The organism is Roseovarius sp. THAF27 (genome assembly GCF_009363655.1).
Classification (GTDB): domain Bacteria; phylum Pseudomonadota; class Alphaproteobacteria; order Rhodobacterales; family Rhodobacteraceae; genus Roseovarius.
On the sequence record NZ_CP045393.1, the window covers coordinates 1561006 to 1573310 of the forward strand.

The 12305-nt window shown below is 65.5% G+C and carries 15 protein-coding genes; 10 read left to right on the plus strand and 5 right to left on the minus strand.

The window, feature by feature from the left end; genetic code table 11:
• Positions 1 to 51 precede the first annotated feature (51 nt).
• Genes secD through FIU89_RS07840 form a run of 8 tightly spaced genes read left to right on the plus strand, consistent with a single transcriptional unit; the run spans position 52 to position 6523 of the window.
• Entirely contained in the window at positions 52 to 2685 is a 2634-nt protein-coding gene (secD, locus tag FIU89_RS07805; protein WP_152492075.1) for a protein translocase subunit SecD, read from the plus strand.
• The gene (locus tag FIU89_RS07810) at positions 2678 to 3430 is read left to right on the plus strand and encodes a sulfite exporter TauE/SafE family protein (protein ID WP_152492076.1); all 753 of its coding nucleotides are present in this window, start codon (positions 2678 to 2680) and stop codon (positions 3428 to 3430) included. Before secD ends, FIU89_RS07810 begins: the two co-directional genes overlap by 8 nt.
• Before the next feature lie 10 nt (positions 3431 to 3440).
• The gene (locus FIU89_RS07815) at positions 3441 to 3794 is read left to right on the plus strand and encodes an Mth938-like domain-containing protein (protein WP_152492077.1); all 354 of its coding nucleotides are present in this window, start codon (positions 3441 to 3443) and stop codon (positions 3792 to 3794) included.
• A 16-nt stretch (positions 3795 to 3810) separates the two neighbouring features.
• A complete protein-coding gene (gene ccmA, locus FIU89_RS07820; protein WP_152492078.1) occupies positions 3811 to 4428 on the plus strand; it encodes a heme ABC exporter ATP-binding protein CcmA in 618 nt (205 codons plus the stop codon).
• Positions 4425 to 5081: a heme exporter protein CcmB gene (gene ccmB, locus FIU89_RS07825; protein ID WP_152492079.1), complete on the plus strand. Its 657-nt coding sequence runs from the start codon at positions 4425 to 4427 to the stop codon at positions 5079 to 5081. The genes ccmA and ccmB overlap by 4 nt, the downstream gene beginning before the upstream one ends.
• Before the next feature lie 17 nt (positions 5082 to 5098).
• A complete protein-coding gene (locus FIU89_RS07830) occupies positions 5099 to 5833 on the plus strand; it encodes a heme ABC transporter permease (RefSeq protein WP_152492080.1) in 735 nt (244 codons plus the stop codon).
• Positions 5830 to 5988, plus strand: coding sequence for a heme exporter protein CcmD (gene ccmD, locus FIU89_RS07835; protein ID WP_152492081.1), 159 nt, complete (start codon positions 5830 to 5832; stop codon positions 5986 to 5988). The genes FIU89_RS07830 and ccmD overlap by 4 nt, the downstream gene beginning before the upstream one ends.
• Positions 5981 to 6523, plus strand: coding sequence for a DsbE family thiol:disulfide interchange protein (locus FIU89_RS07840; protein ID WP_254701824.1), 543 nt, complete (start codon positions 5981 to 5983; stop codon positions 6521 to 6523). The genes ccmD and FIU89_RS07840 overlap by 8 nt, the downstream gene beginning before the upstream one ends.
• A gap of 74 nt (positions 6524 to 6597) precedes the next feature.
• Here FIU89_RS07840 and FIU89_RS22230 read toward each other — a convergent pair whose 3' ends face one another.
• Positions 6598 to 6735, minus strand: coding sequence for a hypothetical protein (locus FIU89_RS22230; protein WP_172978059.1), 138 nt, complete (start codon positions 6733 to 6735; stop codon positions 6598 to 6600).
• Positions 6736 to 6943: 208 nt separating this feature from the next.
• On the opposite strand from FIU89_RS22230, the gene FIU89_RS07845 reads away from it, so the two are divergent.
• Positions 6944 to 8026, plus strand: coding sequence for an ABC transporter ATP-binding protein (locus tag FIU89_RS07845; RefSeq protein ID WP_152492082.1), 1083 nt, complete (start codon positions 6944 to 6946; stop codon positions 8024 to 8026).
• Between the two features lie 3 nt (positions 8027 to 8029).
• Here the strand turns inward: FIU89_RS07845 and FIU89_RS07850 are convergent, their stop codons facing one another.
• The 3 genes from FIU89_RS07850 to purB all read right to left on the minus strand — a co-directional run bounded on the left by FIU89_RS07850 (position 8030) and on the right by purB (position 10805).
• A complete protein-coding gene (locus FIU89_RS07850) occupies positions 8030 to 9103 on the minus strand; it encodes a flagellar motor switch protein FliG (protein ID WP_152492083.1) in 1074 nt (357 codons plus the stop codon).
• A gap of 127 nt (positions 9104 to 9230) precedes the next feature.
• Positions 9231 to 9392, minus strand: coding sequence for an adenylosuccinate lyase (locus tag FIU89_RS07855; RefSeq protein ID WP_152492084.1), 162 nt, complete (start codon positions 9390 to 9392; stop codon positions 9231 to 9233).
• 105 nt (positions 9393 to 9497) lie between these two features.
• Entirely contained in the window at positions 9498 to 10805 is a 1308-nt protein-coding gene (gene purB / locus FIU89_RS07860) for an adenylosuccinate lyase (RefSeq protein WP_152492085.1), read from the minus strand.
• Between the two features lie 55 nt (positions 10806 to 10860).
• Between purB and FIU89_RS07865 the strand changes: the two genes are divergently transcribed.
• Positions 10861 to 11301 carry a DUF6314 family protein gene (locus FIU89_RS07865; RefSeq protein ID WP_152492086.1) on the plus strand — a complete coding sequence of 147 codons (441 nt, stop codon included), beginning with the start codon at positions 10861 to 10863 and terminating at the stop codon, positions 11299 to 11301.
• Between the two features lie 192 nt (positions 11302 to 11493).
• Here the strand turns inward: FIU89_RS07865 and FIU89_RS07870 are convergent, their stop codons facing one another.
• Entirely contained in the window at positions 11494 to 12222 is a 729-nt protein-coding gene (locus FIU89_RS07870; protein ID WP_152492087.1) for a hypothetical protein, read from the minus strand.
• Positions 12223 to 12305: the final 83 nt, after the last annotated feature.

Here is a 12305-nt window from a genome sequence, read left to right on the forward strand (position 1 = left end):
GCGCGTTCCGCCCCTTCGATAGATACAAGACAGACATAAAAGGCACTTCAGATGCTTCAGATCGACCTTTGGAAACGCGTGGTGATTTGGGGCCTGGTGGCCTTGGGGCTGCTGTTGGCGATGCCCAACGCGTTCTACACCCGCGTCGAGACCCATAACGACGCCACCATGGCGCTGGAGATGGGCGGCGAGGGCGAGGGGTTGCAGGAGCAGGCCGAGATGTGGCCGGACTGGCTGCCCTCGGGGCTGGTGAACCTTGGCCTCGACCTGCGGGGCGGGGCACATCTGCTGGCCGAAGTGCAGGTCGAGGATGTCTACGAGGCGCGGATCGAGGCGATGTGGCCGGAGATCCGAGACCTGCTGCGCGAGGAACGCGACCGGGTCGGGCCGATCCGGTTGCAGGACACCGACGCGCCGGAGCTGCGCGTGCGGCTGGTGGAGAACGCGGACGAGGCCGAATATGCGGCGAGCCTGGTGCGTGGGCTGGCGCGGCCGGTCGCCAGTGTCACCGGCGCGGGGCAGAACGATATCTCGGTGAATGTGGATGGCGACGCCATCGTCGTCACGCTGAGCGAGGCCGAGCGGCAGGCCAGCGACGAGCAGACAGTGCGCACCGCGCGCGAGATCATCGAACGCCGGATCAACGAGATGGGCACGCGCGAGCCGACGATCCAGCGGCAGGGCGCGGACCGTATCCTGATCCAGGTGCCGGGCGTGGGCAGCGCGGCGGAGCTGAAGGACATCATCGGCACCACGGCGCAGCTGACATTCCAGCCGGTGGTGAGCCGGACCACCAACGGCAACGAGACCCCCGGCGGCGGCAACGAGATCCTGCCCTCGGTGGACGAGGAGGGCGTGTTCTATATCCTGGAACGCGCGCCGGTGGTGACGGGCGAACAGCTGGTGGATGCGCAGCCCGATTTCGACCAGAACGGGCGGCCGGCGGTGTCGTTCCGCTTCAACCCCACGGGGGCGCGGCAGTTCGGAGATTACACCGCCGAGAACATCGGCAACCCGTTTGCCATCGTGCTGGACAACGAGGTGATCAGCGCGCCGGTGATCCAGGCACATATCGCCGGCGGCACCGGCATCATCACCGGGCAATTCACCGTCGAGGACAGCACCAACCTGGCCGTGCTTCTGCGCGCGGGCGCGCTGCCGGCCGAATTGACGTTCCTGGAAGAGCGCACGATCGGGCCGGAACTGGGGGCCGACAGCATCGAGGCGGGGCAGATCGCCTGTATCGTGGCCTTCGTGCTGGTGCTGGCCTTCATGTGGGCGAGCTATGGCATTTTCGGGCTTTTTGCCAATATCGCGCTGATCATCAACGTGGGGCTGATATTCGGACTGCTGAGCATGATCGGGGCGACGCTGACCTTGCCGGGCATCGCGGGGATCGTGCTGACGATCGGGATGGCGGTGGACGCCAACGTGCTGGTCTTCGAGCGGATCCGCGAGGAGATGAAGACGGCCAAGGGCGCTGCGCGAGCGATCGAGTTGGGGTATGAAAAGGCGCTGAGCGCCATCACGGATGCCAACATCACCACCTTCATCACGGCGCTGATCCTGTACGCCATGGGCTCTGGCCCGGTGCGGGGCTTTGCCATCACGCTGGGGCTGGGCATCATCACGTCGGTCTTCACGGCGATTTTCGTCACGCGCCTGATCGCGGTCATGTGGTTCGAGCGCAAGCGGCCCAAGACGGTGTTGCAGGGCCGGTCGCTGAAGCTGGTGCCGACCTTCACCAACTGGGATTTCTTCAAGCGGTGGAAGCTGTCGCTGGGGCTGTCCGGCTTTCTGATCGTGATCGCGCTGGGATCGTTCCTGTTGCAGGGGCTGAACTACGGCATCGATTTCCGCGGCGGCACGACCATCCGCACGCAGAGCACCGAGACGGTGGACGTGGGGCAGTACCGCGACGCCATCGCGCCGCTGGAGCTGGGCGATATCAGCATCACCGAGGTGTTCGACCCGACCTTCGGCCCGGACCAGAACGTGACCATGATCCGCATCCAGGCGCAGGACGACCAGGAGGCGGTGACCCAGGACACGATCGCGGCGGTCGAGGGGGCGTTGCAGGAGGCGGTGCCGGACATCACGTTCACCTCGGTGGAAAGCGTGGGGCCGAAAGTGTCGGGCGAGCTCATTCAGACCGCCGTGATCGCGGTGCTGTTGGCCATCGCCGCGGTGCTGATCTATATCTGGCTGAGGTTCGAGTGGCAGTTCGCGCTGGGCGCGGTCATAGCCTTGGTGCATGACGTGGTGCTGACCATCGGCATATTCTCGGAAGTGCAGATCCAGTTCGACCTGGCCATCATCGCGGCGCTTCTGACCATCGTCGGCTATTCGCTGAACGATACGGTCGTGGTCTTTGACCGAGTGCGCGAGAACCTGCGAAAATACAAGAAGAAGCCGTTGAAGGAAGTCCTGAACATCTCGATCAACGAGACGCTGAGCCGGACCATGATGACCTCTGTCACCACGCTTCTGGCACTGCTGGCGCTGTTCACGCTGGGCGGCGACGTGATCCGCGGCTTTGTCTTCGCGATGATCTGGGGCGTGATCGTGGGCACCTACAGTTCGATCTTCGTGGCCAGCACGGTGCTGATGTGGCTCGGGGTCAAGCGCGACTGGTCCAAGCCCGACGCCAATGCAGGGACGCAGTTCGCGAACATAGATGCCTGAACTCCTGAGCGGAGTGCTGGCCACACCGGGACTGGTGTGGCTGTGCTTCGCCATCGGGGTCGCGGGGCTGGTGCGAGGCTTTACCGGGTTCGGCACGGCGCTGATCGTGGTGCCGGTGGCCAATATCTTCCTGTCGCCCAAGGAAGTGATCGTGGTCATCATGCTGACCGGCATTGCCAGCAACGCGGTGATCCTGCGCCGGGCGTGGCAGCAGGGGCAGCCCAAGGAAGTGGGCGTACTGGTGCTGGCCGCGCTGGTCACCGTGCCGCTGGGCCTGGCGCTGCTGGACCTTCTGGACAACGACACGGTGCGCTGGATCATCACCGGCGTCGCAGGCGGCATGCTGGCCGCGCTGATCGCGGGCTGGCGCTATGCCCGGGTCATCACCCGGCCGGGGCTGCTGGCCATCGGGGCCGCGGCAGGGATCGTCGGCGGGCTGACGGGGTTGACCGGGCCGGTGGTGATCCTGTTCTACCTGTCGGGGCAGGCGGCGGTGTCCTCGGTCAGGGGCAACACGATCCTGTTCCTTGCCGCGCTCGACGTGGTGCTGATCGCCAACCTGTTGTGGCAGGGCGTGGTGACCTGGGAGCTGACCCTGCTGGCCGTGGTGATGGCGGTGCCCTACCTGATCACGACGCTGATCGGGCAGGCCCTGTTTGACCCCACGCGCGAGCGCCTGTATCGCTGGGCCGCCTACGGGGTGATCGCGCTGGCGGTCATCTCGGGCTTGCCGCTGTGGGACTGAGGAGGACGCGATGCGCCTGAACGAGGTAACATTTTCCGGCGTGAAACCGATCGACGGCTACGGGCCGGGTTTTTTCCGCGTGGGCGGAGAGGCGATCGAGGGCGCGATCTGCGCCGGCCCCGACGGCGTGCGTGCCTGGGGCGGGTACGAGGACAGCGCGTCGCTGGTGGATCTCGCGGGCGAGATCGACGTGCTGTTCATCGGCACGGGCGCCGAGACCGCGCATGTGCCGGGTGATTTCCGCACCGCGCTGGAGGAGGCGGGCCTCGGGGTGGAAGCGATGAACTCGCCCGCCGCGGCGCGGACCTACAACGTGCTGATATCCGAGGGGCGGCGCGTGGCCGTGGCCCTGTTGCCGGTCTGAGAGCGGTGGGCCGGCGATGCGCCTGACGGTTCGGGACCTTTGCGTGGCGCGCGGCGGCGTGCGGGTGCTGGACGGTCTGAGCTTTGCCGTGGCGGCGGGCGAGGCGCTGGTGCTGCGCGGTCCGAATGGTGCGGGCAAGACGACGCTGTTGCGCACGCTGGCGGGGTTGCAGCCGCCGGTGTCGGGCGGCGTCGAGTATCCGGCGGACAGCGTTGTGTATGCAGGACATGCGGACGGGATAAAGCCGGCGCTGAGCGTGGCGGAGAACCTGAGCTTCTGGGCGCAGGTCTTTGGCCGCAAAGAGATTTCCCCTGCTTTGGCGGCCTATGAACTGGAGCCTTTGGCCGACCGGCCGGCGGGATTCCTGTCTGCGGGGCAGAAGCGGCGGCTCGGGCTGGCGCGGCTGTTGGTGACGGGCCGCGCGATCTGGATCCTGGACGAACCGACGGTATCATTGGACGCGCGCGCGGTGGCGATGTTCGCCGCCGTGGTGCGGGCGCATCTGGCCGAAGGCGGCATCGCCGTGCTGGCCACTCATATCGACTTGGGCCTGGACGAGGCGACGGCGCTGGACGTGGCGCCCTTTCGGGCCGTGCGGCAGGAGCTGGACGATTTCGACGAGGCGTTCCTGTGACCGCGCTGCTGCTGCGCGACATCCGGCTGGCGGTGCGGGCCGGGGGCGGGTTCGGGCTGGGCCTTGCATTCTTCCTGATCGTCGTGGTGCTGGTGCCGTTCGGCGTGGGGCCGCAATCGGAGCTGCTGGCCCGGATCGCGGCGGGCATCCTGTGGATCGGCGCGCTGCTGGCCTGCCTCGTGTCGCTCGACCGGATCTTCGCGCTGGATTGGGAGGACGGCAGCCTTGACCTGCTGGCCACGGCCCCGCTGCCGATGGAGGCGGTGGCGGCCATCAAGGGCCTGGCACACTGGATCACGACGGGCCTGCCGCTGGTGCTGGCCGCGCCGGTGCTGGGCGTGCTGTTGAGCCTGCCTGTGCAGGGGTATGGACCGTTGGTGCTGTCGCTGCTCTTGGGCACGCCTGCATTGAGCATGATCGGGGCGTTCGGGGCGGCGCTGACGGTGGGGCTGCGCCGGGGTGGGCTGCTGCTGAGCCTGCTGGTGCTGCCGCTTTACGTGCCGACGCTGATCTTTGGCGCCGAGATGGCGCGGCGGGGCGTGGACGGGCAGGATTACACCACGCCGATGCTGATGCTGGCAGGGATCACCTGCGGCACCATCGCGCTTTTGCCTTTTGCATCGGCTGCGGTATTGAGGGTCAACCTGCGTTAACGAAAGGATCTGCGCGCGTGGCATCACTCTGGGAATACGCCAACCCGAAGAAGTTCATCGACACGACGGACAAGGTTCTGCCGTGGGTGTCGGTGCTGGCGGTGCTGTGCCTGGCGACGGGGCTGGTCTGGGGGTTCTTCTTCACGCCGGACGATTTCCGGCAGGGCTCGACCGTCAAGATCATCTATCTGCACGTGCCGAGCGCGCTGATGGCGATAAACGCGTGGATCATGATGCTGGTGGCGTCGCTGATCTGGGTCGTGCGGCGGCACCACGTGAGCGCGCTGGCGGCCCGCGCGGCCGCACCCGTGGGCGTGGTGATGACGGTGATCGCGCTGGCGACGGGGGCGATCTGGGGACAGCCGATGTGGGGCACGTGGTGGGCGTGGGACCCGCGGCTGACGTCGTTCCTGATCCTGTTCCTGTTCTACCTCGGCTATATCGCCCTGTGGGAAGCCATCGAGAATGACGACACGGCGGCCGACCTGACCGCGATCCTGTGCATCGTGGGGTCGGTCTTTGCCCTTTTGAGCCGTTACGCGGTGCTGTTCTGGAACCAGGGGCTGCACCAGGGGGCGTCGCTGAGCCTGGACAAGGAAGAGAACGTGGCGGATGTGTTCTATTTCCCGCTGCTGGTCAGCATCGCGGGGTTCGTGTTCCTGTTCATCGCGCTGGTGTTCCTGCGCACGCAGACGGAAATCCGGGCGCGGCGGATGCGGGCGCTTTTGGCCCGCGATCGGATGGAGGCGTGATGCCCGAGCTTGGAAAATACGCCGAGGCGGTGCTGTCGTCCTACGCGGTGTCGCTGGTGCTGCTGATCGCGCTGGTCGTCTTCAGCTGGCGGCGGTCCGTGCGCGTCAAGAACGCGTTGAAAGACGTTGAAAGAAAGCGGAAAACGGATGTCTAAGACTTCGTTCCTGATGGTGTTGCCGCCGGTGATCTTCGCGGCGCTGGCCGCGGTGTTCTATATCGGGATGCAGCGCGAGGACCCCGACGCGCTGCCCTCAACCTTCATTGGAAAAGAGGCGCCTGTTCTTCCAGATGCAACGCTTGAGGGGCGCGAACCGTTTCTACCGAAGCATATGCGTGAGGGCGAGATCACGGTCGTGAACTTCTGGGCTAGCTGGTGTCCACCATGCCGTGCAGAGCACCCGACACTTCATGCACTTAGAGAAGAGGGTATAAATTTGTACGGGGTCAACTTCAAAGATACTTCGGATAAAGCAAATACGTATCTTGATAATGAAGGTAATCCCTTTCTTGGAGTTGCGTATGATCCAAAGGGCAGAACTGCAATCGAGTGGGGTGTTGTCGCACCGCCGGAAACTTTCATCATCGACGGGAGTGGGACAATACTTTTTAAGTATACCGGTCCGCTTATAGGAAGTGATTACGAACAACGCTTCCGCCCTGCGCTGGAAAATGCTCTCGCTGCAAAATAGTCAAATGCGGCGCCCCATCACGGTAAACCAGATCCGCCCTGCGATCGAACGCGCGCAGGGCGGCTGAGGCCGGTTTACTTTTCGCAGGTCTGCGCGGCTGTGGCCTGTTCCCCGAGGGGGCAGGCCGGGCGTGTATCCGGGCCGGCCAGGGCGCCGGTTATGGCCAGAAGGGCGATCAGGGCGACCTGTATCGCGATAATGAATTTCCGCATCGGTAGGCTCCGTCGTTTTTTGTCGTTGCTGCTCGTTAGTACGATTCAGATAGGCCCAGTCGTCGCGCCGCGATAGTCAGGATTTCCACCGCTTGGCACACTTTCGCGTGTTTGCCGTGGTGGCGGCGGTATCTTGCGCGGACCATGCGGGGTTGCTATTTGCGACATCAAGTCCGACGCATTCAGTCGGGAAAAAGACGAGGCAGACGTGCAAGATGTGATTCCGCGCCTTGAGACAAGGAACCTGGTGCGCCGGTATGACGGGCGCACGGTGGTGGACGATGTCTCGCTGTCCGTGCTGCCGGGGCAGGTGACGTGCCTTCTGGGGCCGTCGGGCTGTGGCAAGTCGACGACGCTGCGGATGATCGCGGGCGTCGAGATGCAGGACGCGGGCGAGATCTGGGTCGACGGCAAGCTGGTCTGCGACACGGTGTACCGCGTGCCTCCAGAGCGGCGGCATATCGGGCTGATGTTCCAGGATTTCGCGCTGTTTCCTCACCTGCGGGTGGGCGAAAACGTGGCGTTCGGCCTGAGCGGGACGGCGGACGAGAAAGCCGTCCGGGTCGCCGAGTTGCTGGAGCGCGTCGGGCTGGGCGGGTATGCGCAGAATTTTCCGCATGAGCTGTCGGGAGGCGAGCAGCAGCGTGTGGCGCTGGCCCGCGCGCTTGCGCCGCGCCCCAGCATCATGCTGATGGACGAGCCGTTCTCGGGCCTCGACAACCGTCTGCGCGACGGGATACGGGACGAGACGCTGGACATTCTGCGCGAGCAGGACACCGCCGTTCTGCTGGTGACGCACGAGCCGGAGGAGGCGATGCGCATGGCCGACACGATCGCGCTGATGCGCGATGGCCGGATCGTGCAGCAGGGCGCGCCCTACAACATCTACAACGCACCGGCGGACGGTGCGGCGGTGTCGTTCTTCAGCGACGTCAACGTGGTGCGCGGGGAGGTGCATGGCGCGCTGGCCCAGACGCCCTTCGGCCAGTTCCTGGCGCCCGGGGTGGACGATGGCCAGGTGGTCGAGATCGTCGTGCGCCCGCAGCACGTGAAGCTGGATTTCGACCGCGCGGGCAAGGGCCCGGCGCCCACGATCAGCGACGGCACGGCGGTGCGCGGGGTGGTGAAGCGGGCGCGGTTCATGGGTGGGGAAAGCCTGGTGGAATTCGACATGGCGTTCGGCGGGCCGCGCTTCAAGGTGACGGTGCCGGCGGTGTTCCTGCCCAAGGCGGGCACGGCGATGTGGCTGACCATTCGCCGGGACAAGTGTTTCATCTTTCCGGTGGACTGAGGCTCAGGCGTTGTCCTCTTCATCGTCGTCCGGGACGATCAGCTGCAACTCGCCGCTGGCCTCGAGCGTGCGGATGACGTTGACCACATCGGTCATCGCCGCCTCGCCGTCCTTGGGTTTCACCTTGCCCAGGGCCTCGACCTCTTCCCGCAGGGCGTCGGCCATGCGTTTCGACATGTTCTCGAGGATGAAATCGGCGGACGCCCTGGTGTCCTCGGCGGTCCGGGCGTGGGCCAGCGCCTGAACCAGCGCGGCCTGGTCCACGTCCCGCGTGATCTTGGGCACGTCGATCGGGTTGAGCCGGTCGGCGATGTTGACGAAGGTGAAGATGGCCTTGCGCACCTTGGCCGCAAAGCTTTCATCGCTTTCGTCGAGGCCGATCAGAACGTCGTCGCGGGTGGCGGCGGGGGAGAAGTTGAGGATCGCGCCCACGCGGTCCACCGCGCTGTCGGGAAAGGCGGTTTCCGGCACGTTGTGAAGCTGGGCGGCGAGCGACAGGCCGATCCGGTCCACGGCATCGGGCGTCACCGCGCCGGTCTGGGACATAGCGACGGCGATGCGGCGCGCGGTGTCGCCCGGCAGTTTGCCCAGGAGTTCGGCGGCGCGGGCCACGTCGAGCTTGGAGAGCAGGACGGCGGCCACCTCGGTGCTTTCGGATTGCAGAATGTCCAGGAGGTCGTCGGTGTCGGCGGTGCGGACCTGCTCCCACGGCTCGCCGAACTGGCGCACGCCGGCCTCCTTGCGCAGGCGCGAGGCGGTTTGCGGGCTGATGCGCCCATCCAGGGCGGTGAGTGCCCCGGCCACGCCGCGCGGGAAGGTCAGGCCCATCGCCTCGACCTCGGAGGCGAATTCGGCCACGACGTCGGCCAGGGTGGACCGGTCGACATAGCGCATCGTGCCCATCTGCTGGGTCAGGCGGCGCTGCAGCTCGTCGGGCAGGTCCTGAAGCGGCACATCCGCGCCTTCGTTGATGAGAAAGCGCACGATGATCGCGGCCTTCTGCCGGCGGGTCAACTGGGCCGCCGCGTTTGCGGACGGCCCCGGAAGCGCCAGTTGCCCAAAATTGCTGCTGCTCATTCCAGTCCCCGGATGTCGTGCCGGCAAACTAGGGCGGGAGTGGTGAAGAAATCTCTAAAGCTAAAATTTGAAACGGCGCCGCCCGGTCCCCGGGTGCGCCGCCTCGACTTGGGATATGGCCCGCCGGTCAGCTCATCGTTTGTTCGACGCAGGTACCGGATGCGCGGTCCCACACCATGCCTTCGGCGCAGGACGCGGCCTGGTGCGATTTGCCGGGGCACATCGCGGCGGCGGAAAGGGTGGAGGCCAGAACGAGGGCCAGGGACGTGGTAATGGTCTTGGACTTCATGGGTTGAACTCCTTTTCACTAGAACCCCGATGGTAACACGAAAACGCGTCCGGGCCAGTGTTTCCGGCCATTTGTCGCATTGGATGGCCCGTTCTGCCCGAAAATTCAGCTTTCCCCGAAGACGCGGGTGAAAATCGTGTCGACATGCTTGGTGTGGTAATCCATGTCGAATTTCTCTTCGATCTGGTCGGTGCCCAGGGCGGCGACGACATCGGCGTCGGCGAGCAATTCCTCTTTGAAATCAGTACGCTGCTCCCAGACCTTGAGGGCGTTGCGCTGGACCATGGCATAGGCATCCTCGCGGCTGACGCCGGCTTGGGTGAGGGCCAGAAGGACGCGTTGAGACATCACGAGGCCCGGAAACTTGTTCATGTTTTCCAGCATGTTCTCGGGGAAGATGATCATCTTGTCGACCACACCGGTGAGACGGGCGAGGGCGAAATCGAGCGTCACGGTGGCGTCGGGGCCGATCATGCGTTCCACGGAGGAATGCGAGATGTCGCGTTCGTGCCAGAGCGCCACGTTTTCCATCGCCGGGATCACCGCCATGCGCACGAGGCGGGCGAGGCCGGTCAGGTTCTCGGTCAGGACCGGGTTCTTCTTGTGCGGCATGGCCGACGAGCCTTTCTGGCCCATCGAGAAGAATTCGGCGCCTTCGAGGACCTCGGTGCGCTGCATGTGGCGGATCTCGATGGCGACGTTCTCGATGGACGAGGCGATGACGCCGAGGGTCGCGAAGAAGGCGGCGTGGCGGTCGCGGGGGATGACTTGCGTGCTGATGGGCTCGGGTTCGAGGCCCATTTGCTTGCAAACATGTTCTTCGACCCGCGGGTCGATATTGGCGAAGGTGCCGACCGCGCCGGAGATGGCGCCGGTGGCGACCTCGGCCCGGGCGGTGCGCAGGCGGGTGAGGTTGCGGTCCATCTCGGCATAGAAGCGCGCGAAGGTCAGGCCCATGGTGGTGGGTTCGGCGTGTATGCCGTGCGAGCGGCCGACGCGCAGGGTCATCTTGTGCTCGAACGCGCGTTTCTTGAGGGCGGCAAGCAACCCTTCCATGTCGGCGATCAGAAGGTCGGCGGCGCGGACAAGCTGGACGTTCAGGCAGGTATCCAGGACGTCCGAGGAGGTCATGCCCTGGTGGACGAAACGCGCTTCCTCGGAGCCCACATGCTCGGCCAGGTGGGTAAGGAAGGCGATGACGTCATGCTTGGTCACGGCCTCGATCTCGTCAATCCGGGCGACGTCGAAGTCCACATCCTTGGCCTTCCAGACGGCTTGGGCATTCTCGCGCGGGATCACGCCCAGATCCGCCATGGCGTCGCAGGCGTGGGCCTCGATCTCGTACCAGATGCGGAACTTGGTGGCGGGTTCCCAGATGGCGACCATGTCGGGGCGGGAATAGCGAGGGATCATGCGAACGGACCTTTGGATTGAATGGCTGTCGGGCGCGGTTTAGACGGAGGAACGGATGGCGGCAAGACGGGCGTGGCGATTGGTACCGGACCTGGCAGAGTTCGAAGGCGCATGGCGGTTGGAGCGCGACGTGGTGCACGCGGGTGCGGCGCCGGCGCGGTTCGAGGGCGAGGCGCGGTTTGTGCCGGGGAAGGGCGGGCTGGTCTATCGCGAGGCGGGTGTGCTGAGCATGGCCGGACAACCGCCGATGCGGGCCGAGCGGGGGTATCTGTGGCGGGCGCGGGAAGGCGGCGGGATCGACGTGGCGTTCGAGGATGGCCGGTTCTTTCACAGGATCACCGAAGGCGGCGCGGCGCAGCACTGGTGCGACCCGGACATGTACGAGGTTCGCTACGATTTCGAGGACTGGCCGGACTGGAGCGCGCGGTGGCAGGTGCGCGGGCCGCGCAAGGAATACCGGATGGTTAGCCGGTTCACCCGCTTGACGGGACCGTGAAGGCGAACAACACGCCTTATTTCGGCCAAATTGTTTCGGTACGAGAGACAATAGCAAAAACAAGAGCCGGGCGGGCATGGCATCCGACCCGAGCCAGGCACAGAATAAAGCCGGATACAGAGGCTTCATACAGGCAGGGCGGCACCCGTCGGTGCCGCCCGTTTCACTGCGACCTGCACCGGAGCAGGGGTGTCAATTGTCGCCAGTGATGTCCCGCAGCATGGAATAGGTGAAGAGAAACGCGCCCAGGGGCGGCGTAACGAGCATGATCGAAAGCGCCATGGTGTGCACGGTCAGGCGCAGCGGCTTGGTGGGCGCGGCGCGTTTGCGGAGCCACTCCGGCGGGGAGGTGGTCATGCCGGGCACGTCTTCGGACAGGATGATGTCGAAGCGCTCTTCGACCGGGGGGTGCGATGACGCGCTGGGCGCGTCGGGCCGGGGCCGCGCGCCGAGATTGGCCAGGCCGGCGGGCGGGGCGACGGGGGAGGCGACGGGGGAGGACTGGCGCAGAAGATCGTAGAGCGACAGGACGAGGGCGTGATCGACCGCTTCGGGGGTCTCGCCGCGCATGATCGCGTCATAGGGCATGTCCTCTTTGACGCGGTAGACCAGCCGGTCGGCGAGATGCGCGTAGGAGACGTCGAAGTGATCACCCGTTTCGTGCGCGTCGGGCGGGGCGCCCACGGCCAGCACGAGATGGGCATAGCGATCCTCCGGGCATGGCGTCAGAAGGGCAATGGCGATGCGGACGCCGATGCGGTCGATCATCGCGACGCCGTCATCCACCCAGTTGATCCGGCGCGGCTGGGCGTCGGTGCCTTGCAGCATCCCGTCGATGGCCCGCACGATGTCGCCGGCCTGCGCCGCGGGGGCGCGGCGATAGCTGAACAGAGCGATGGAAGCCTGCTGGTCTTGGAACATTCTTTTTCCGTGGTGAACGGTCTTTGCGACAATCCGGGAGAGTCTCACGAATAGGGAGCAACTGCGTCCGGCGTTGGAAGAAT

Coding starts and splice junctions, on each gene's coding strand:
- secD (WP_152492075.1), top strand. CDS start 52: ATGCTTCAGATCGACCTTTGGAAACGCGTGGTGATTTGGGGCCTGGTG.
- FIU89_RS07810 (WP_152492076.1), top strand. CDS start 2,678: ATGCCTGAACTCCTGAGCGGAGTGCTGGCCACACCGGGACTGGTGTGG.
- FIU89_RS07815 (WP_152492077.1), top strand. CDS start 3,441: ATGCGCCTGAACGAGGTAACATTTTCCGGCGTGAAACCGATCGACGGC.
- ccmA (WP_152492078.1), top strand. CDS start 3,811: ATGCGCCTGACGGTTCGGGACCTTTGCGTGGCGCGCGGCGGCGTGCGG.
- FIU89_RS07840 (WP_254701824.1), top strand. CDS start 5,981: ATGTCTAAGACTTCGTTCCTGATGGTGTTGCCGCCGGTGATCTTCGCG.
- FIU89_RS22230 (WP_172978059.1), bottom strand. CDS start 6,735: ATGCGGAAATTCATTATCGCGATACAGGTCGCCCTGATCGCCCTTCTG.
- FIU89_RS07850 (WP_152492083.1), bottom strand. CDS start 9,103: ATGAGCAGCAGCAATTTTGGGCAACTGGCGCTTCCGGGGCCGTCCGCA.
- FIU89_RS07855 (WP_152492084.1), bottom strand. CDS start 9,392: ATGAAGTCCAAGACCATTACCACGTCCCTGGCCCTCGTTCTGGCCTCC.
- purB (WP_152492085.1), bottom strand. CDS start 10,805: ATGATCCCTCGCTATTCCCGCCCCGACATGGTCGCCATCTGGGAACCC.
- FIU89_RS07865 (WP_152492086.1), top strand. CDS start 10,861: ATGGCGGCAAGACGGGCGTGGCGATTGGTACCGGACCTGGCAGAGTTC.
- FIU89_RS07870 (WP_152492087.1), bottom strand. CDS start 12,222: ATGTTCCAAGACCAGCAGGCTTCCATCGCTCTGTTCAGCTATCGCCGC.